Source organism: Paenibacillus sp., from assembly GCF_035645195.1.
Classification (GTDB): Bacteria; Bacillota; Bacilli; order Paenibacillales; family YIM-B00363; genus Paenibacillus_AE.
This window is the reverse complement of record NZ_DASQNA010000025.1, coordinates 316,035-336,606: the sequence shown is the minus strand read 5'-3', so window position 1 is coordinate 336,606 and position 20,572 is coordinate 316,035. Positions and strand designations below refer to the sequence as shown.

The following is a 20,572-nucleotide window of genomic DNA, read 5'->3' as shown; positions in this document are numbered from 1 at the left end:
GAGCAGCATGAAGCGACGACGCTCATGCTGCTCTTTCTGTATTACGTAAGCACCGCGGTTTCCGGGCATCGCTGCGGCGGAGGGAAAAACCCGACGTAATTGGCGTAGGCGATCAGCTTTTGGACGAACGACAGATCGGTGTGAGCGCACCGCAGGCTGGTCGGTCTCAAGAAAGCAGAAGCCGTCTCGCAGCCGTAGACGAAGTCCGAATCTTTGGCGCCGTCGCCTTCCAATATCGTCATGGCGAGCTCCATCGCTTCTTTGCTTTTCGGGACGGCTGGGTCGAACAGCCATTTCACGAACGCGCCGTACTCCATCGTTTCCACGCGGTATCCGCATCGGTTGATCAACTCAACCAGTTCCATGAACGGGATCGGGTTCGGATTGCAAATATGGAACATATGCCCGATCGCTTCCTTCGTCAGGACGAGATCCGCGATCGTGCTGCTGGCGTAATCGATGGGCGTCAAATCGACGTACCCGCGAATCTCCGGCGCTTTGCCCAATAGCAGCATCGCTTTGATCATGCGGTAAAAGGCGTTGCTATCGATGTTGGTCTGAAATTTGCCCGTTAACGAATGGCACGTAACGTTCCCCGGGCGGTACACGCTGACGGCAAGCCCTTTCCGGGCGGCGGCCAGCACGAGCTTTTCAGCCTCCAGCTTGCTATTGGTGTACACATTGTCCACCTGAAGCTCCGGAGCGATGTCGTTCGTCTCTTCGACAGAAGGCCACGCTCCGCCGAAAGCCAACTGCTCGGGCACGCCGATCGTCGAAATATGGTGGAACTGTATGCCCGGTTTCGATTCGGCGAGCTCGAGCAAATGCCGGGTCGCTTCGACATTCGCTTTGTAAAATTGCCGGGCGTCTCCGAAATGTCTGACGTCGGCGGCGGCATGAACGATCGCGTCGAGCTGACGGACGAGCCTCTCCGTCTCCTGCGGCGGCAGGCCGAGGTCGGGGGCCTCCAGATCGCCTTCGACGACGCGGACGCGTTCGTTCATTAAGAGCAGCAGGCTTTCTCCGAAATACGTCTTCATCACGTCCCGAAGCCGGCTGCGGCCGGATCGGCCGGGCGTTCCGCGAACGAACGCTACAATATCGGCTCGGCTCTTCGTTAACAATTCATAAAGAAGATGCGAACCCAAGTAACCCGTAGCGCCCGTGAGTAGTATGCAGGAAAGATCTCGATCGTTGACTGGCGAACTGCCGTAATATTCCCGCAACCTAGGATATTCCCGGAGCACCTTCAAGCTTGCCTCTCGTGCCGCCGCCGTCTCGAGCGCGGCTTGGCCGCTTTCGATGCGTGCGATCTGCTCGTTCTTCGCGAGCAGCTCCATAAATCCAGCCATCTGGCGGATCGTCTTGTATTGAAACACATGCTGAATTTCAAGCGCCGGACAGTGCGGCTTCAGGTACACCAGCACATGGATCGCAGAGAGCGAATCGCCTCCGACGAGGAAGAAATCGTCCTCGACGCCGGCCGTACGGCTGCCGAGCGCTTCCGACCACGCCGCGGCGACCAGCTTCTCGTATTCCGTCCGCGGCTGCTCGTCCGGGGACGTCGGAGCCGGCTCATCCGCGAAGGATGACGGATCGTAGGCGGCCAGCTGTCTTCGATCGATTTTCCCCGTCGGGGAGAGCGGCATCCGATCCAGCCGAATCAGCCACTTCGGCAAGTAATAAGAGGGCAGCTTCTCCGACAGGAACGTCCGAAGTTCCGAGGAGCGCGGCGCTTCGCCGTCTTTAGCCGTGTAAAAGCCGGCCAGAGCCAGCTGCCCGTTCGGCTCTTTCAGCGCGACGACTGCGGCATCCTGCAGGCCCGGGAACTTGGCCATCACGTCCTCGACGGCTCCGATTTCGATTCGATGCCCCCGAATTTTGACCTGCGTGTCTCTGCGGGTCACATAGACCAGCGTTCCGTCCGACGTCAGTTTGACGATGTCTCCGGATTTATACACCGTCTTTCCCGGTTCGAACGGGCTGGGAATAAAGGCGGCGGCCGTCTTTTCGGGCTGCCCGAGATACCCTTGCGCGAGGCCGACGCTTTCGATGAGCAATTCGCCCGGAACGTTCACGGGGCACAGCCGCATATCTTCGTTGACGACATACACCTTGTAATTGTCGTTCGGAGTTCCGATCGGGATATGGGTCCAATCGTCGCCGATCGGCGACGGGATCCGGTAAAACGTCGTTCCGACCGTGCACTCCGTCGGCCCGTATAAGTTGTAAACGCCGATGCTGCCGCCCGTTTTGTTCTGAAACACCCGGACTTGTTCTCCATACAACGCTTCGCCTGCCGTCATGATCGTTCTGACGAGCCGCAGCTTGCGATATCCTTCGTCGGAGAGCACGGTAGCGAGTTGGTTGAAAAAGACGGTCGGCACGAACGGAACGAACGTGATCCGGTTTCGTTCCGCGGCGGAGGCGAAGGCTTCCACCGAAACGCGTTCCTCCGGGGAGAGCAAATAAAGATGAGCCCCGCTGAACAGCGCGCAGACGAGCTCCGAGACGGAAGCGTCGAAGCTGAACGAGGCGAACTGCGTCAACGTATCGCGTTCGGTAATTTCGAACTGCCGCTTGCTGAACACGCCGAGATTCACGACCCCGCCGTGAGCGAGCAGCGCTCCCTTCGGTTTCCCCGTTGAACCGGAAGTATAAATGACGTACGCCAGGTCTTCCGGGGATACCGCGATTTCCGGATTGGACGCGTCGTATGCGCCAAGGTCCGCATCTACGGCGACTGCATGCTCCACCGTTCCAAGATTCGCCTGCAGCTGAGCCGCTCTCTCTAGATGGGGACGCTTGGTCAGTAAATATTTCGCCTTCGTATCCTCCAAAATATAGCTTATGCGTTCTTCCGGGTACTCCGGATCGACGGGCACGTATGCGCCCCCTGCCTTCAAGACGCCCAGCAGGCTGACGATCGTTTCCATGCTCCGTTCCATAAATAACGCCACGCATTCGCCCTTGCGAATGCCGCGCTCCAGCAGCAAATGAGCGACTCGGTTCGCCTGTTCGTTCAAGCTCCGGTACGTATAAGAGCCGCCTGCAGAGGAAACGGCCAAGCGATTCGGGAACGTTCGGACGACCCGCTCGAAATATTGATGAACCGTCACGTCGGCCGGGTAGTCCGAGCGAGTATCGTTCAGCTTCTCGTACAATGCGTACTCTTCGGCGGACAGCAGATCGATCGCCCCGATGTTCACCGCATCGTCTGCGAGAGCGGCCCTAGCAATGGTGAGATAGGCGTCCATGAAACGGCGAATCGTCGATTCCCGGTACGCCGAAGCGTCGTAACGCACCTGAAGGGCAAACCCATCGCCGTTGTCCGATACAATCCAGCATAGAAGCTGCTTCTCATGCGGAAGCGGCTCGCAGTCGATCATAAAACCGGATTCGATCATCGGACTGCGATGGATATAGGCAGGTTCGCGGAGCTGCTCGAAGATCGCGTCGTAGACGGCACGGAACGATCGGTCTTTCTCCAGAGAGATTAGAAGATAAAACCGGCCGTGTTCCGGCGTCGCCGCGGGGATCGCGATGTCGGTTTCGCCCCCGGAGAACCGGTACAGCAGGGACGCGTAGACAGCCAACCACATCGCCTTCCGCCTTCGTTCGTCGCGCAGGTTGACGGAAATGGACTGCGGCGAACCGGCCGGCAGCCCCATGCGGACGCTCGATATCGTGTAATCCCCGGATGGACGGGAGCCGTCCATAGGCAGCTGCAGAACGGGCAGGTCGGTTTCCCGTTCGAAAATCGCCGGAGGCTTCGGTGTATCGCTCTTGTTCATGATGGAAGCCTCCCTTTATTTGCTTGATACGCGGAACCGTTCGATTCTCTCTTTCAGCGTTTCGGCCACGGACGAAAGCAGGTTGGAAGCTTCCACGATCGAAGCCAACTGCCCCCGCTGCGCCTCGACGGATTGCGCGATTTCGGCGGCGCCCGACGCCGTCGTATCCATCGTCGCGCTCAGCTCGTCCGCGGACGCGGCAAGTTCCTCCGTCCCGGCGGACATTTGCTGGGTGGCGCTGGACACTTCTTGCGTTTGCATGGCCACGTTCTTGCTCGCCCGCAGCATTTCCGCAAACAAGCCGCTTGTTTCCTGCGCCATGAGGATTCCTTTCTCCACGACTTCCGTTCCGTAGCCCATCGACTGCGACGCGTGCCGAATCTGCTCTTGAATATCGGCGATCAAGCCCGAAATTTGATCGGCGGATTGCTTCGTCTGCTCCGACAGCTTCCGCACTTCGCCGGCGACGACGGCGAATCCGCGGCCGTGCTCGCCGACGCGGGACGCTTCGATCGCAGCGTTCAGCGACAGCAGATTCGTCTGCTCCGCAATCCAACGGATTAACACGAGAATGCTGCCGATTTCTTCGGATTTCCGGTTCAACAGGTCTACCGTTCGCGACATATTGTCGACGAATCCGGAGATCGACGTCATTTGCTCGACCATGTTCTGAACGGAGGAATGGCCCTGCATCGATCTATACTCCATATCGGCGGCTTCTTCGGCCAGTTGGGACGAGTTTTGGGCGACCGTCTGAATCACGGTCGACATTTCCGAGATCGCGCGGGAGGAGTCCCGGGTCGACTGCTGCTGGAAGCCGATATTGTCGGCAATCATCTGGATGTTGTGATGGATCGTCTCGGCTTGGCGATTGTTTTCTTCGGTCGCAAGATACAGGGTCTGGGCCGATGCCGCGACTTTCGCCGACAGCTCTTGCACGCTGGTCATCGTATCGTTCATCGTGCGAACCATTTGATTAAACTTCTCGTTGACGATCCCCAGATCGTCCGTCCCCGCCGGTATGACCACGTCGAGGCGGCCGGCGCTCACCTGTTCGATGCCCGAGATGAGCGACTTCATGGGGGATAACGTCCGTTTCACGATGTAGTACTGAACCGAGAGCATAATCGCCAAGAAAACTGCCAATATCGAGAGACTGTACGTGAGCAGCGTGTTAAGGCCTTTGAAAATATCGCTGGCATCCGCATCCGCCGCAAAATAAGCGAAGATGGTTCCGTTCTCGTCTTTGATCGGGTAAGCGACGGTGGTCCAGGCGCCCAAACTGTCGGTGTAAATATCGGAGAACGTCGGCTCCCCCGTCTTCAGCATCTCTTGCAGCATGTCGACGATCACTTGAGGCTGCTCGTACATGTCCTCGAGCGTGATATTCATGGACTTCAGCGGCTCCAAGAGCGACGTCGGCACGGCGATTTGCGACGTTTTGTTGCCGTCCTCCAATTCCGTGCCCAGGATATACGCTTGAGCGATATTCGGATTATGCTCGCTGACGGAATCGAGAATCGTTCGGAGCTCGAGCTGAACTTCGCCGTCGAAGTCCTTCTCCTGCATCGCCGCCCGAACCCGCTGCGGATCGATTCTTTGCGACCACGATTCGGTGACGGTTTGAATCTGCTTATACAGTTGATTGATCAATATGCTTTTTTGGATGTAGTAGCTAGAGACAATGAGCAGAACACCGACCAAGACGATATTTATCGAAGAGAATAGTACATTTTTCGCGATAAACGACATTTTTTTTCTGCTATTCACAGTTGTAAGCCTCCGTCCTTGGAATGTAACGATGATGATAGCTGTTTAGTCACGGACCCTGTATTAAGTGTGCTACATTGCTCCCTTCCTTTTTCTTTGTGGCACGCGCCGCTGAAGCTCCGTACCGGAAAACTAAGATGATCACCCCGCTTCAGCCATGCAGATCGGCAAGGACGCACAATAATAGGCTGTTCGGTCGAACAGCCGACTTCATGCTTGAACAAGTTCCTTGTTCATACGCTTCGGCAACCCTACGATCGCCCCGAAGGACTTTAGAACCGCAGCTTGCGGCCCGAATTTTCGTCAGGTGTACGATGGTCTGCGATTTGGCTATTAATGGAATATTACAACTGTAATTTACTACATGAGCCGATAGATTTACAACATTAAGTAATGATCTTCATAGCTTTTTAAAACTTTATTGCGAGACTTTCCTTTTTCCCGACCGATGGCTTACAAGATGAGGATCTGCTTATTACTCGTTGCGTCGCCCCCCCTCGGGACGTTCGAACGGCAGTCCGAGATTACTTACACATAGCGGCTCCTATCGTTTATACTGGTAAAGCCATATCAAACTTCCTAGGAGCTGTCTGACGGACCATGAATAAAAAAGAAGTCGCGCACATTCGCAAGCAATTCAAGCTCGATCATGATTTGCTCAAGGTTTTCGACATTCTCAACGTATACATCATGAAGGACAGCAGCGAAATCTATCATTACGAGTGTCAATCGTTCGCCCTGCTGGATCGGGAGAAGCAGGAGCTGTACATGGGCAATTTCAAGAAGCTGCTGACCGGCGAGTTGGGCCAGAAGCTGTTCGAATTGAAGTTTCAAGAAGACGCGGAGGAGCCGACGCGGGTGCTGCTCCATCAAGCGCTCGTGACCGGTCACACGGAAGAATGGATGAACCTGATGCTTCTTCTCGTGGAGAAAATGCTGGCGGACACGAAGTACGAGCGGGATACAGTCGTTACGTTCGTACGCGGAGAGTATTTCCGTCCGACCAGGGAGCGGAACGAAGAAGCCGAGGAGAGCGAGAAGGACGAAATGTTCGCGCATCCGTTCATCCTGGGCAGCGTCAACAGCACGGAACAACCGCGGAAAACGCTGCTGTTCGATTACGTCGAGCGGGAGTTCAAATACAACGTCCTCGTGGATCCGATCATTAAGCTGAGCACGCCGGAGCAAGGGTTCTTCTACCCGAGCGTGACGGACAACGCGTCCGACGTCAATCGCATTCTGTATTGCGCGGGGAAGTCCAACGAGCCGAATCATGTGTTCATCGATCAAGTGCTGAATGCCGAGAAGACGGTGACGGCGCACGAAGAGCGGACCATTTTCGAAGATATCGTGAAGGAAGTGGCGGGGGAGCAGCTTGACGCGGCGACGATCGCCCACGTATACGAGGAAATCCACCGGGTCATCGAAACGAACGAGGAAGAAGAGCCCCCGAAGCTGGATTACAAAGATGTGGAACGCGTGCTGGCCGTGAGCGGCGTGGAGAACGTGACGACGGAAAAAGTGGAGCGGGCGTTCCAAACGGTCGTCGACGACAAACACTTCGAGCTCAAAGCGAGCAGCGTCATCCCGAAATTCACTTCGAAGTCGATTAAGATCGATACGAAGGTGGCGACGATCACGATCAGCCCGCAGGATTTGAAATTCGTGAAGCAGGTGAACTACCAAGGGAAACGCTGCATCTTGATCGAGGTCGACGAAGACGCCGTGATCGAAGGCTTTACGCTCGCGACGGAGACGTTATAAAGAAGAACAAGCCTAGCACCCTTTCGGATGCAGGCTTGTTTTTTGTGCGCTTTCGCGGGGATTTCGGTTACCCGAACTCCGGAGGAATCCGCTTCGCTACGCCGGTCCGGATGGCGGAAGCGATGACTGCGGTTCGAACGTGCCGAAGGTGACCCGCCCGGGGTCCATCTCGATTCGGAAAACTACCGTAGTGCTCATGGCCGTGAAACATCCCTCGATCTGCTATCCCTTCACGCCTCCGGCGGTTAACCCGGAAATGAAGAAGCGTTGGAAGGCGGCGAACAGGATAACGATCGGAACGATCGAAAGCACCGACCCCGAGAGCAGCATGTCGTAGTTGTTTCCGTACGGGGTAATCATCGAGGTAAGCCCGATCGGCAAGGTCAGCATGTCGTCCGTTCGGAGCACGATGAGCGGCCACAGGAAATTGTTCCAGCTGTGCAGCGCTTGAAGAATCGCCATCGCACCGAAGGCGGGGAGCATCAGCGGGATCATCAAGCGGAAGAAAATGCCGAGCTCCGTGCAGCCGTCGACTCTGCCTGCATCCAGATAATCCTTCGGCAGCGAGCTGGCGAACTGCCGGAAGAAGAAGATCGGCAGCGGCGCGACGACGAAGGGAAGAATGACGCCCCAATACGTGTTGATAATTTTGAGCGAGATGGTGAGCTTGTATAAAGGTAGAATAATAATTTCTACGGGAATCATCATGACCACAAGGACAAGAAGGAACAGCAGATTCTTCCCCTTGAAATGGTATATTGCAAGCCCGTAACCAACCATGGAGGAAAGCAGCAAAGAGAGCATCGTAAAGACGAACGTAATGACTAAACTGTTCCGGTACCAGAAGAAGTACTTGCGACCGGCATCCGAAAATAAGTACGAATAGTTATTCCATGTGAACAGCTCCGGCTGTATGCCCAAACTAAGCCCGTTCCGAAGCAGCTCCGTCGACGGTTTGAAGGAGGCAAGGAGCAAGCTCGCCAACGGATACAGGAAGACGATGCTCAGCAGCACGAAAAATAGAAAAAAACATACCGAGCGGAACCGGTTAGCGTTCTGCATGTTAGCTCTCCTTCCTGAAGAGACCGAAGAACTTGAGCTGTATGACGTTAATTATTAAAATTAAGCCGAGCAGCGTAATCCCGATCGTTGAACCGTACCCCAAATCGAAGAACTCGAAGCCTTGTTTGTACAAATAGCCGACAATAGTCAAACCGATGTCTCCCGGGGAGTTATTCGTCCAAAACACGTAGCTCTCGGTAAACATGGCGAAGCCGCCGTAAATGCTGATCGTTAACACATAAATCGTGATGGGCTTCAGAAGCGGCAGCGTAATGCTCCAAAATTTCTGGAAGACGCCGGCTCCGTCGATATCCGCCGATTCGTACAGCTCCTTCGGAATGTTCTGGAGCGCGGAGAGAAAGTAAATGATGTTGATCCCCATCCATCTCCAGCTCGCTAACAGCACCAATACCAGCATGCCGGTCGTCGAATTGAACAACCATTTTTGCGCGGGGATGCCGAACCATCCGACGATGGTATTCATGACCGAGCCCTCCGTCTCGCCGAAAATGAGACGGAAGATGACGCCCGCCACGACCACCGACGTTAACGCCGGGACAAACAGGACGGAGCGGAAGACGTTGCGCGCGAACAGCAGCTTGGAATTTAAGAACACGGCAAGCACGAGCGGAACCGGAATCAATACCAGCAGCGTCCAAAACGTGTACATCGTGCTCACCTTCAGAGCTTGCTGGAATTGGGGATTCCAGAGCTTCTGGTAATTATCGAGCCCAATGAATCGAACCTCGCCCGGCACTACCTGTTGAAAGCTCATGATTACGGTGCTTATGACAGGATAGGCGAAGAAGAGCAGGAACGTGATGACGAAAGGCCACACGAATAGGAAGGGAGCGAAGGATTGAGAATACAACAATGACTTCGCGGATCTCACGAAATATCCTCCTCTACAAAACGCTAGCTTTGCCGGCAGGCGGCCCGCCGTACAAAGCTAGCGTTCGTCATTTCAAGGGTTTACCGAATCTTATTTTCTAATAACGTCAGATACGGTCTTCAACGTCGTGTACGTGTCTTTATCTTCTTGAATCGCTTGGAACAAGGCGATCGTCTTCACGGCTGCATTGATTTGCGGCGTCTTATCCTTGATGTTGACCGTGTTGATTTCGTCCTTGACTTCCATCAGCGTGTCGAAGAGGTTCGTTCCGAAATATTTGGTGAACTTATTTTCTTCCTTCAACTCCGGAAGTTCCCAAACATCGGTGCGGATCGGGTCGAAGCCGAGCTGCTTCCAAATTTGAATGTTTCCTTCTTTGGAAAGCTTGGCGTATGCTAAAAATTCCTTAGCCAACGCGGCGTTCGGGGAAGACTTGATCACGGCCGTTCCGGTTCCGCCCATGCCGGCGGAACGGTTGCCGCCGGGCTCCCAACTCGGCAGCGGACGAATGATCATCTTGCCCGACAAATCCGGCATGTAATCGGTAAATCTGCCCATGAACCACATCGGCATGGCGACCGCAGCGGATCCGCCGCCGTTCATAAATCCGTAGTAATCTTCCGTGTGATATTTCCCGCCTGGCGCGATTACGGCGATCTTATCCTTGATCAGCTGTTTCAGGAAATCGACCGTTTTCACGTTGATTTCGTTGTCAAGAATGACGTTGCCCTCCGCGTCCAGGAAGTCGGAACCTTGCTGGGAAATCATCTGCCAGAATTGCCACTCGCCGATCGTCTCCACCGCGATCATCGGCTTGCTAGTCTTGGCGAGCACGGTTTTGCCCGCTTCCACGAAATCCGCCCATGTTGCGATATCGTCCGGATTTACGCCGGCCTGGTCCAAAATTTCCTTGTTGTAGTACATCACGGACGCGCCGACGTGGAAGTCTACGCCGTAGTACTTTCCTTCTTTGGAGTACATATCCACCCGAGCTTGAACGATGTTTTCTTTCACCGGATCGATAATATCGTTCAGTTCCGCCAGCGGAATATTACCCCTTAGGAAGTTTGGAAATTTGCTGACCTCGATGTCGGAAAGATCCGGAGCGCCGACGCCCGACTGCAGGGAGATTAACAGCTTGCTGTGCATATCAGCGTCGGGCAGCGTCGTCACCTCAAGTTGAATCGGTTTATCCGGGTTCGCCGCATTCCACGATTCGGCCATGCTGTTGTAATATTTCGCGTGAACTTCTTGGAACGTCCAAAGCGACAGCTTCGTCGGTTCCGCCGGTTTCGGAGCCTCCGCCTTCGGTTGAGCATCGCTGGCGCCTTCCGCTCCTCCGGTGTCGGTAACCGCTTTCTCGTCGGTTGCGGGGCTAGTCGCTGCCCCGCTGCACGCGCTGAGCAACAGCGTTGCCGTCAAGATCATCACTGCAAAAATCTTGGTGTACTTCCCCATGCTAACACGTCCCCTCTGAGTTCAGATGGATAACTCATGTAACACACTTAATACTAAGCAAGCTGTCTCCCTTCGATACACTCGAGTGTGCGCACAAACGGTGTACCGTCCCGGAAGATCTTGTTGTATAAGGGTCGATGGCCTCAACTCATGCTAAATATACATTTCCGTTGAAACCGCTGTCAACGGGGTCAATATAAAAAATTTTCCAATATTGACACCCAAAAACCACAAGTGATAATATGAGTTGCATAACTCATCATATGTATAAATGCGGTAAAGATTCTATTTCACAGCCTTGCATAGGGTAAGGGCCGGCGCCGGATCACAGTCCCGCAGCTCCCGAAGAACACGGCGACGAAATGTGGAAGCGGTTTCGGCGGGGCGCTGCGGAACCGCCGTAGAAGGAGGGATTGCCGAACGCGGCAGCTCAGTCGAGACATACGTTGGTCCTAATCTGAAAGGAGATGAGCCAAGTATAATGACGTTGGGAATCAAAGACAGACCGCTTTATTGGGTGATGTGCGCAGTCTTTCTCGCATTGCTGTTTTCGGGGATTGTCGCGATGGGAGTAAGAATGACGGAGGCCGCTCAGCTTCCCGTTACCGGGGAGACGAACCAGCATGACCCTACCTTGTTCAAGGACGGAGACACGTATTACATATCCGCGACGGGCGGCGGTCTGTACCGTTCCAATAGCTTGAACGGCCCGTGGATCTACATCGGCGCCGTCCCGAAAGCAAACTGGACGAACGAAGTCAGCCGCGGGGGCCTTTGGGCTCCGCACGTGCAGAAGATCGGCGATACGTTCTACTACTACTATTCCCAGTCGAACTTCGGAACGAATAATTCGGCCATCGGGGTCAAGACGACGAAGACGCCGGGGGATCCTTCCAGTTGGCAGGACTTGGGCCGGCCGATCATCGCCTCAGGCAGCATGAGCCGCCTGACGGGGGAAACCCAAACAACGATGAACGCCATCGATGCGGCTGTGCATCAAGACCAAGACGGCAGATGGTGGATCGTATGGGGCTCTCACTTTGACGGCATTTACGTCCAGCAGCTGGAGGACGACCTCGTCACCCTCGTGCCGGGCACCCGTAAACTGGTGGCGTCGCGCGGCAGCGAGCGGTTCCCGGTGCCGCAGCCGAACTTCAACCGAATCGAAGGTCCGTCGATCTTCGAGAAGGATGGTTATTTCTACCTTGTCGTGGCATGGGATTGGTGCTGCCGCGGGAACGGCAACGACAATACATATAAGATTGTCGTCGGCCGTTCGAAAACCATCGACGGTCCTTACCTCGACAAGGGCGGGGTAGACATGGCTCAAGGCGGCGGCAGCATTATTTTGAACAGCCGGGTGGCTTTGGAAGGCGTTACGCCGGCAGGGTTGTACCGCGCCCCTGGCGGGATGGATTTCTTTATCGAGAACGGAACGTATTACATGGTGTACCATGCTTACCGCCCGCAGTCGGTGCTCGGAATTCGCGAAGTGGATTGGCACGACCATTGGCCGGTTTTCTACGAGGACAACGGCGGACCGTACGATCTGCGAGACGGGGCGTATTATAAGCTGGTAAACCAAGACGGGAGCATTGCGGACCCGAACAGTCTGCAAAACCCGGTGGCCAGCAATCGTTGTTTAACGGCGGCCGCGGAAGGGAACAAAGGCGAAGCGAACGTAATCCAAGCGGAATGCAGCGATGCGCAGGAGCAGATTTGGCAGCTGGAGCGGGAATACGACGGGTTCTACAGACTTAAGAGCGTTCTGGACGACCGCGCGTATTGCTTGACGATGGCCGACGCTTCAGGGGCGGACAACACCGACGTATCGCTTAAGCCGTGCCGGGGCGGCGACAATCCGCTGCAGCAGTGGTATTTCGACGATACGGGACACGGCTTCCACCGGCTGGTCGTCAAGAAAGCCAACCTTGCCTTGGAAATCGAGAATGACAACGGCGCGGTCGGAACGAACGTCGTCGGCAACTACCGCAGAGACGGCGACCATCAAGCGGGGAATTTGACCCAAGCGGCCAAATGGCCTCCGCAGCAATGGAAGCTGGTGATGGTAGATCCGGGCGAATGAGTTCTGAGCTATAATTGGGGTATCGCAGGGGGGGCGATCGCCTTCGTCCCCCTTGCATATGCTCACGAGAGAACCAATCGCGGCAGCTTTGTCGACGCTGGAGATATGGAGAGAACGCCATGAAAGTATTGGTAAGCACGAAAGTATTGAGCGAATTGACGGAAAAAATCGAAAACGGAGAGTGGAAGCCGGGGGAGAAACTGCCTTCGCTCTCCGCGCTTGCCGCCGAATTCTCGATCAGCGTGTCCACGCTGCGAGAAGTTATGCGCATTTTGGAAGAGAAAGGATTCGTTCTCATCGAACACGGCAGGGGGATTTTCGTCAGAGCCCAGAGCTACTGGCGTTCCGACGATATGTTCGAATTGAGCGGATTGCCCTTCGGCAATATGGCTTCCCTGTTGGAATTTCGGAATTTGTTAGAGCCCGAGATGGCTCGGCTTGCCGCCGAACGGGGCTCCATCGGCCAGATTCGCTCAATTAAAGAAGCAGCTAGCCGAATGATCTCGAATATTGAGAAGGGCGAGGATTACTTCGAAGCCGATATCGCCTTTCACGAATATATTGCCGAGGCGTGCGCGAACGAAATCATGGCGAAGGTGATGAAAGATATATCCGATCTGTTGTTGGAAAGCCGCAGGAATACGATTCGAATCCCGGGAAGCGCCGAGCGCGCGTCGCATTTCCACATGCTGATCGCGTTGGCGATCGAGCAGCGCAACCCGCAGATGGCGAAGGAAATGATGAGCGCGCATCTCAACGACGTCAAACAAGATTTCTTAAAGCTTAGAGAGCTTGAATCGCTGAAGAACATGACCGATAGGGAGGAATACGAATGAAAGAGTCAAGAGACTTCCTGCGTTCTCTCGGGTACCCCGGACAAGATTTGTACGATCTTCCGTCGTCGCCCAAAAGGTTCCCTGACGGCGCGCAGTACCGGATCGAGCTTCCGAGCGTCGAGGGGCCTCGGGCGTTGGAAGCGACGTTCGAAGAGATCGATAGATACGGGATCACGGTGCATCGCGTTTCGCAGGGAAGCGGCATTATGCTGCTATCCGACGACGAGATTCTGGAAATGGGATCGATGTGCGAAGAAAGAGGCGTGGAGCTAAGCTTATTCGTCGGCCCGCGGGGGACGTGGGATATCAGCCCGCTCCCGATGACGCCTGCGGGCAAGGCGGCCGGCATCCGGCATGAAGGCGCGGATCAGCTCGTATATGCGATGGAAGATTTGAAAAGGGCGGCTCGTCTTGGAATCCGAGGCGCGCTGGTCGGGGACGAGGGGCTGTTGCTCTTGACCAAGGAAATGAAGCGCCGCGGAGCGCTGCCGCCCGATTTCGTCGTCAAATGCTCGGTGCAAATGATGGCGTCCAACCCGGTGTCGGTGAAAATCATGCAAGATTTGGGAGCGGACACCTATAATCTTCCGACGGCTCTTACGCTCCCGAAGCTGGCGGCGATTCGTCAAGCGGTGGATCTGCCGCTGGATATTTATGTCGAGGTTCCCGACACGTTCGGAGGCTTCATTCGCCATTACGAAATTCCCGAAATCATTCGAATTCTTTCCCCTGTTTACATTAAATTCGGTCTCCGCAATCATCCCGACGTATACCCTTCCGGCAAACATCTAGAAGCCGTGAACATCTCCTTATGCCGCGAAAGAGTTCATCGAGCCGCGCTCGGACTTACGATGGTAGAGCGGTATTATCCGGACGCCGTTACGTCGGCTCTGGGGGCGGCGGACTTAGGGATCCCAAATACTTCGAAGGAGCGGGTATAAATGCTGCATGCACAACTGTACATCAACGGGGAATGGCTGGACGGCGCATCGGGGGCAAGGCAGCTCCGCAGCAATCCCGCCAGGTTAAGCGAAACGATCGGCGATTACCCGCTTGCGACGGCGGAAGAGACGGAAGCCGCTATCCATGCGGCGAAAGAAGCGCTTATGCATTGGCGATCGCTGCCCGGCGTTTCGAGGGGCGAGGCGCTGTTTCGCGCTGCGCAGCGGCTGGAGGACGAAGCCGAGGATATCGCAACCCTGCTGTCCCGCGAAATGGGGAAACCGATCGGGGAGGCGATCGGCGAAGTCAAGCGCGGCGTAACGCTGCTGCGGTATTACGCGGGAGAGGGCATGCGGGCGCTCGGGGAGACGTACCCGGCTTCCGACGGCCAGTCCATGCTGTACACGAACCGGGTGCCGCTGGGCGTCGTCGGCGTCATTACGCCTTGGAATTTCCCGGTTGCGATACCGGTTTGGAAGATCGCGCCCGCATTAATTTACGGAAATACCGTCGTATGGAAGCCCGCCGATCCCGCTTCGATCACCGCGTACCGGCTCATGCAAATTTTTGAGAAGGCCGGGTTCCCGAGGGGCGTTATTAACATGGTAACGGGCAAAGGGACCGTAGTAGGGCAAACGATCATTACGCACCCGTACGTGCAAGGGATCACCTTCACCGGCTCGAACGAAGTCGGCAAGCAAGTCGCCCGCGCGGCGGTGGAGCGCGGAGCGAAATACCAGCTGGAGATGGGCGGGAAAAATCCGACGATCGTCGCGGCGGACGCCGATCTGGAGAAGGCCAGCACGTTGACGTTAAGCGCTGCCATGCGTTCTGCCGGGCAGAAATGTACGGCGACGAGCCGCGTCATCGTCGAGAGAAGCGTGCTTGAGTCCTTTACTGCGCTTCTATTGGAGAAGGCGAAGAGCGTCAAACTGTCCGACCCGCTGGAGCCGGATTGTTACTTAGGGCCAGTCGTGAATCAGAGTCAACAGCAGTCCATTTTAGAGGCGATCGAACGGGGCATCCGGCAGGGGGCGCGCTTGTTGACCGGCGGCAAAGCTCCCGAAGGGGAGCTTATGAACGGATGTTTTATCGAACCGACGATTTTCGATCAGGTCGATCCGCAATCCGAGCTCGCGCAGCATGAAATTTTCGGACCGGTGTTGTCGATTATTCCCGCCGACAGCTTGGAACACGCGCTGCAAATCGCCAACGACGTCGAGTTCGGACTCAGCGCGTCCATTTTCACGAAGGATATCGACCGCATGTTTGTATTCCTAAAGCATGTCGAAGCCGGCCTGATCAAAATTAACGGCGAAACGGCGGGAGTCGAGCCTCATGCGCCTTTCGGCGGCATGAAGAAGTCGAGCTCCCATTCACGGGAACAAGGCAGGGCTGCCATTGAATTTTTTACCGCGGTGCAAACGATATCGATATCCGGTTCAAGACTTTGACCGACGGGGAGGGGGGGCGCCGAATGATAAGAATACCGAATCATGTGAATTCTTATAGCCACAACGTTCAGGGGAAGGCCAACGAACCGATTACGGTGGCGGGGTTATTGGATCGGGCTCGCAAGGAGATAGGGGACGGCTTTGCGGGAGATCCGGACTGGACGCTGGATCGCATTTACGACCGACTGGAGCATAACTCGCCAAGGATCGCGATCATCGGTGGTTCCGCCGATCACCCGGCTCACATTCTCGACCATCAGACGGTGAGCAGAGCGGCGCTCGCCATTTGGCAGGAAGGCGGGGTGCCCTTCTATTTCAGCACTCCGGTGCTGTGCGACGGGACGGCCCAGAACAATATCGGGATGTCGTATTCGCTTCAAAGCCGCAACGCGATTGCCGAGATGGTCGTCAATCAAATGGAAGCCCACTCCTATCATGGAGCGTTCGTTATTCAAGGCTGCGATAAACAGCCGCTCGGCGTGCTTAGCGGGCTCGCCCACTTGGACCGGCTCCGCAGGTTTCGGGGCGAGCACCCGGTATTCGCGACCTTCGCGCCGTCGCATGTGCTCAAAGGCGGCACCGTTCCTGCGGAGCTGAAGCGGGAGCTGCTGACGTTGGCCGATCGCGCGGAGGAACAAGGGTACGCGGATGTGGCGGCGGACATTCATGATGCGCTCAGCTATATTTTGCAGTGCTCGTCGAATACTTCGTTCCAAGGCGTACTGCAACGAGCTGTGGAATATGGGCTCCTTACCGGGGAAAAGCAAAAACTGTACGAGAAACAGCTTGCCGTGAATACATGCGATGCCAAGGGCGGCATCTGCGCGTTCCACGGAACGGGCAACAGTTCGCGCGAAATCACTGCGGGGTTCGGGCTCGTTCATCCGGCCGTCGAATTATTGACCGATCCCCCGACGCTAGAACAGGTTAGCGCCTCGGTGAAGGGGCTGTTTTCCGTCCTCCTTCGGCCGGAGTGCAGCGTGAGCGAGCTGCTGCGGACGAACATTCGCAACGCGATCCGCATCCACAGCGCCAGCGGCGGGTCCTCGAACCTCGTCATGCACATTGTCGGGGCTATGTTGTACGCGGGATATGTCTTCTCGCTGGAGGATATGGAAGCGATTCTGAAGGAACACCCGATCCCCGACCTATACGACTACAGTCTTACGGAAGGAAGGGACATTTTCGTGCTCGCGCAGCAGTGCTGCTCCGGGTTGATTCGAGGCATGGAAACCTTGATGTACGAATTGCACCGAAACGGAGTTCCCTTGGATTTGGACGCTTTCACCGTTACGGGTCAATCGTGGCGGGAGCGGCTCTCCGACGAAAAGGGGTTGGGAGCGGACGGCGTGCGCGAAAACCGAATCATTCTCAGTACGCCCAAGCGCAGCTTCAGCGGAATCGACGTGCTTCGGGGGAACTTTTTCGACACGGCCGTCGTGAAAATCAGCGGCATGGAAAGCAAACAGCTCGACCGCTTCGATGATAAGGTCTCGTTCGTGCTGTATTTCGAAAACGAGGAACAGGCCAACCGGGAGCTGTTGAATATTAATCTCCTCGACAATCTCAAAGCGAAACGAACGCTGCCGATCGCTCGCTTGCGCCAAATGGCCGCTTATAATACATCCGATCCTTCGTGGCTTGATGCAAGCGAAGAGTACGACAGATTGTTCGATCGGATGGTGGATGAGGGGGCCTTGCGGTTGACCGTCGTGATCTCCGGCCAAGGACCGGAAGCGTACGGCATGCCGGAGATGATGACGCCGATGCAGCATATTAACGCCGATCGGAAACTTAGGAGACTTGTGACGTTAATTAGCGACGGGCGCTATTCCGGCGTCACCCAAGGGGCGGCGATCGGCCACATGACCCCGGAAGCGCTGCACGGGGGCGGAATTCTGTATTTGGCGGACGCCGATATTTTGCACCTGCAATTCCGCAGCAAACACATTGTGCTGCTGGACCCGGAACGGTTCGAACAGGGGGGGATTTCCCCTTATTCCGGCGATTTGCGGAAGGATCGGGACGCCCTGGGCCGTTCGCGCATGGACAATATCCGAATGCGCCAACGCGGCGTCGCGGCATCGAACCGGCTGCGCGACTGCAGCGACGCCTCCCGAGGCGTCGTGCCGATGGGCGTGGCGTTGGAAGCGGAACTGGACTGGAGGCAAGCGCCGAACGAAAGCGCCGTAACAACGTTGTAACGGCTTGGGCGAGCTCCTTGGAACCTTACGGAACCAAGGAGCTTTTCTTATTCGATCTACCGAAATCGGCATGAACGTGGAAGAATTGGTCTCTCTTGAGAAATATAACGTGTTGCTAGTAAAATGGTAGGAAGCGGGCGCTTGACTCCGAACACATATCCAGGTCTCTGCTGCGGCAGAGGCTTTGGGCCGACGAAAGGGAGCTGGACTAATTGAAATTACAGATTCAACCGACAGAACTGAAGCAAACCATCGCGAACGTGGTCGATTATACTTTCGGCATGGACCTCACTTGGGACTGGCCGGGAGGCGTCGCTTTCTACGGGGTCGGCCGGGCATTCGAGGTGACGGGAGAACAAGCCTATTTGGAACGCATGGCGGCATGGTGCGACGAATACATCGAAGTCGGACTTCCGGTGTGGACGGTAAACGCTTGCGCGATGGGGCATATGCTGGTCACCCTGTACGAGCACACCGGGGAGCAGAAATATTTGGACCTCATCATGAGCAAGGTGGAGTATTTGGAACACCGGGCCCTGCGTTTCGGCGATCGGGTGCTTCAGCATACGGTGTCGGCGAAGAACGATTTTCCGGAACAGGCCTGGGCGGATACGTTGTTCATGGCCGCCTACTTCCTGCTGCGCGTCGGCATTAAGCTGAACGAAAAGCGTCTGATCGACGATGCGCTGCATCAATTTTTCTGGCATATAAATTACTTGCAGGACGAAAACACCGGGCTGTGGTACCACGGCTACAACAATATTAAGAAGGACCATATGTCCGGCATCTATTGGGCGCGCGCCAACGCGTGGGCGGCCTATACGATGTCCCGCGCGGCGAAGGTGCTGCCGGAAGCGTACTTATATCCTCCGATGATGCATATTTGGAGTTCCTTGCGCGATCAGCTGGCGGCGATCAAGAAGCTTCAAAAAGAAGATGGCCTGTGGGGCACCGTTCTCGATTTCCCGGAAGCGTACGGCGAGGTTTCGGCGACGGCCGGCATCGGCGCGGCGATGGTCACGCAGGGCAATCCGCTCCACTCGAAGTACGTGCAGAAAGCGTTGGACGGCGTGCTGGCGAATATTACCGAGCACGGCCGCGTGCTGAACGTGTCCGGCGGGACGGCCGTCATGAACGATATCCAAGGGTACCTCGGCATCGACCGGAAATGGGCCCAAGGCTGGGGGCAGGGGCTGACGCTCGCCTTCCTGACGTCGGTATTGGAGACGACGAAGGAGTAAGCCGAAGAAGGACGCAAGGAGAAACTCGATCCCGTACCGGCAGGTACGGGATCTGTTTTTTCACTGGAACGTCTCTTAGGTTTTGCGCGAGCCGGTATTATCGATAGCGAAAATCCGAGATTCAAATAAGGCAATCGGGGGTGATCTCGAGTCATGGCCGAATCTAACGCTTCGTCGTGGCCGTATTATCGGATCGGCGATAACGCTTTGAGCATCCAACGCGCTCCTTCGATCGGACATATGCCGCACTTTCATCTGCATCATTACTACGAGATTTTTTATATCGTGAAGGGCGAACGAATTTTCTTTATTAACGACCGCGTGTATACGGTGCGGCCGGGCGACGTCGTCGTCATTTTCCCTAACACCCTTCACCGCACGGGAGCTGGTTCGAAGGCGCAGGAATGCGAGCGGATTTTAATCAATTTCGCGCCCGCCTTCCTCGGCTCCGGCGATTGGCTCCCTCGCGAAGACGGGGCGCCGTTCGCGGGCGGTCACGGTTTGATTCATTTTCCCAAGCAGGAGCGTTCGTTCGTCGATCACATTATTTGGGAAATGCTCAACGAGTGCAGGGAACAACGCGCAGGGTACGAAGATTATATTAAATCGTGTTTAACCCAGCTGCTGATTCGAATCAACCGGCAGGCCGCGCAAGAGGAAGGGAACGAAGCGCCCCCCTCCTCCCATCCGCTGCAAGAGAAAATATCGGAAATCGCCGCTTTCATGAATCGAAATTACGCCGAAGACATTACGTTACAGATGGTTTCCGAGAAATTTTACATTAGCCCCTACTACCTTTGCCGCATGTTCAAAAAACTCACCGGCTTTCAATTTCGGGAATACCTCATGTCCGTAAGAATCAAAGAAGCTCAAAAACTGCTGCGGGACAGCCCAAGCAAAATTATCGAAATCGCGCATCAAGTCGGGTTCAAACATGTTGCGCACTTCAGTACGACGTTCAAAAAAATAACCCGGATTACGCCGCTCGCCTACCGAAAAAGGTATCATCGAACCAGTGACAACGATGAAGCGACGTAGTTGCGGCCGCAATAACGAAAAAGCTCCTCTT

At 55.6% G+C, this 20,572-nt stretch carries 13 protein-coding genes; 8 read left to right on the top strand and 5 right to left on the bottom strand.

What is annotated here, in order from left to right; translation table 11 throughout:
- Nucleotides 1-41: 41 nt before the first annotated feature.
- Together VE009_RS13985 and VE009_RS13980 are read right to left on the bottom strand one after the other, a co-directional pair.
- Nucleotides 42-3,794, bottom strand: a complete 3,753-nt coding sequence (locus VE009_RS13985; RefSeq protein WP_325008585.1) for an amino acid adenylation domain-containing protein — start codon at nucleotides 3,792-3,794, stop codon at nucleotides 42-44.
- A gap of 15 nt (nucleotides 3,795-3,809) precedes the next feature.
- Nucleotides 3,810-5,564 (bottom strand): methyl-accepting chemotaxis protein, encoded by a 1,755-nt coding sequence (locus VE009_RS13980; RefSeq protein WP_325008583.1) that lies wholly within the window; start codon nucleotides 5,562-5,564, stop codon nucleotides 3,810-3,812.
- Nucleotides 5,565-6,164: 600 nt separating this feature from the next.
- On the opposite strand from VE009_RS13980, the gene VE009_RS13975 reads away from it, so the two are divergent.
- Nucleotides 6,165-7,328, top strand: coding sequence for a DUF4317 domain-containing protein (locus VE009_RS13975; protein WP_325008581.1), 1,164 nt, complete (start codon nucleotides 6,165-6,167; stop codon nucleotides 7,326-7,328).
- 222 nt (nucleotides 7,329-7,550) lie between these two features.
- On the opposite strand, the gene VE009_RS13970 is transcribed toward VE009_RS13975, so the two are convergent.
- The 3 genes from VE009_RS13970 to VE009_RS13960 form a co-directional block, all read right to left on the bottom strand.
- Nucleotides 7,551-8,390, bottom strand: coding sequence for a carbohydrate ABC transporter permease (locus VE009_RS13970; protein ID WP_325008579.1), 840 nt, complete (start codon nucleotides 8,388-8,390; stop codon nucleotides 7,551-7,553).
- Nucleotide 8,391: 1 nt separating this feature from the next.
- Nucleotides 8,392-9,282, bottom strand: a complete 891-nt coding sequence (locus tag VE009_RS13965; protein WP_325008577.1) for a sugar ABC transporter permease — start codon at nucleotides 9,280-9,282, stop codon at nucleotides 8,392-8,394.
- 90 nt (nucleotides 9,283-9,372) lie between these two features.
- Nucleotides 9,373-10,740: an ABC transporter substrate-binding protein gene (locus VE009_RS13960; RefSeq protein ID WP_325008575.1), complete on the bottom strand. Its 1,368-nt coding sequence runs from the start codon at nucleotides 10,738-10,740 to the stop codon at nucleotides 9,373-9,375.
- Nucleotides 10,741-11,305: 565 nt separating this feature from the next.
- On the opposite strand from VE009_RS13960, the gene VE009_RS13955 reads away from it, so the two are divergent.
- The 7 genes from VE009_RS13955 to VE009_RS13925 all read left to right on the top strand — a co-directional run bounded on the left by VE009_RS13955 (nucleotide 11,306) and on the right by VE009_RS13925 (nucleotide 20,541).
- Entirely contained in the window at nucleotides 11,306-12,826 is a 1,521-nt protein-coding gene (locus tag VE009_RS13955) for a family 43 glycosylhydrolase (protein WP_325008573.1), read from the top strand.
- Between the two features lie 119 nt (nucleotides 12,827-12,945).
- Nucleotides 12,946-13,662, top strand: a complete 717-nt coding sequence (locus VE009_RS13950) for a FadR/GntR family transcriptional regulator (protein ID WP_325008571.1) — start codon at nucleotides 12,946-12,948, stop codon at nucleotides 13,660-13,662.
- A complete protein-coding gene (locus VE009_RS13945) occupies nucleotides 13,659-14,603 on the top strand; it encodes a U32 family peptidase (RefSeq protein WP_325008569.1) in 945 nt (314 codons plus the stop codon). Before VE009_RS13950 ends, VE009_RS13945 begins: the two co-directional genes overlap by 4 nt.
- Nucleotides 14,604-16,058: an aldehyde dehydrogenase family protein gene (locus tag VE009_RS13940; protein WP_325008567.1), complete on the top strand. Its 1,455-nt coding sequence runs from the start codon at nucleotides 14,604-14,606 to the stop codon at nucleotides 16,056-16,058.
- 23 nt (nucleotides 16,059-16,081) lie between these two features.
- Complete coding sequence (locus tag VE009_RS13935; RefSeq protein ID WP_325008565.1) at nucleotides 16,082-18,262, top strand: dihydroxy-acid dehydratase; 2,181 nt, start codon at nucleotides 16,082-16,084, stop codon at nucleotides 18,260-18,262.
- A 212-nt stretch (nucleotides 18,263-18,474) separates the two neighbouring features.
- Nucleotides 18,475-19,503 (top strand): glycoside hydrolase family 88 protein, encoded by a 1,029-nt coding sequence (locus VE009_RS13930; RefSeq protein ID WP_414694855.1) that lies wholly within the window; start codon nucleotides 18,475-18,477, stop codon nucleotides 19,501-19,503.
- A 153-nt stretch (nucleotides 19,504-19,656) separates the two neighbouring features.
- Nucleotides 19,657-20,541, top strand: coding sequence for an AraC family transcriptional regulator (locus VE009_RS13925; RefSeq protein ID WP_325008563.1), 885 nt, complete (start codon nucleotides 19,657-19,659; stop codon nucleotides 20,539-20,541).
- The last annotated feature ends 31 nt before the right edge of the window (nucleotides 20,542-20,572 follow it).

What these genes read in the sequence shown, in the direction of transcription:
- VE009_RS13985 (WP_325008585.1), bottom strand. Translation starts at nt 3,794, where the DNA reads ATGAACAAGAGCGATACACCGAAGCCTCCGGCGATTTTCGAACGGGAA.
- VE009_RS13975 (WP_325008581.1), top strand. Translation starts at nt 6,165, where the DNA reads ATGAATAAAAAAGAAGTCGCGCACATTCGCAAGCAATTCAAGCTCGAT.
- VE009_RS13970 (WP_325008579.1), bottom strand. Translation starts at nt 8,390, where the DNA reads ATGCAGAACGCTAACCGGTTCCGCTCGGTATGTTTTTTTCTATTTTTC.
- VE009_RS13960 (WP_325008575.1), bottom strand. Translation starts at nt 10,740, where the DNA reads ATGGGGAAGTACACCAAGATTTTTGCAGTGATGATCTTGACGGCAACG.
- VE009_RS13955 (WP_325008573.1), top strand. Translation starts at nt 11,306, where the DNA reads ATGGGAGTAAGAATGACGGAGGCCGCTCAGCTTCCCGTTACCGGGGAG.
- VE009_RS13950 (WP_325008571.1), top strand. Translation starts at nt 12,946, where the DNA reads ATGAAAGTATTGGTAAGCACGAAAGTATTGAGCGAATTGACGGAAAAA.
- VE009_RS13945 (WP_325008569.1), top strand. Translation starts at nt 13,659, where the DNA reads ATGAAAGAGTCAAGAGACTTCCTGCGTTCTCTCGGGTACCCCGGACAA.
- VE009_RS13940 (WP_325008567.1), top strand. Translation starts at nt 14,604, where the DNA reads ATGCTGCATGCACAACTGTACATCAACGGGGAATGGCTGGACGGCGCA.
- VE009_RS13935 (WP_325008565.1), top strand. Translation starts at nt 16,082, where the DNA reads ATGATAAGAATACCGAATCATGTGAATTCTTATAGCCACAACGTTCAG.
- VE009_RS13925 (WP_325008563.1), top strand. Translation starts at nt 19,657, where the DNA reads ATGGCCGAATCTAACGCTTCGTCGTGGCCGTATTATCGGATCGGCGAT.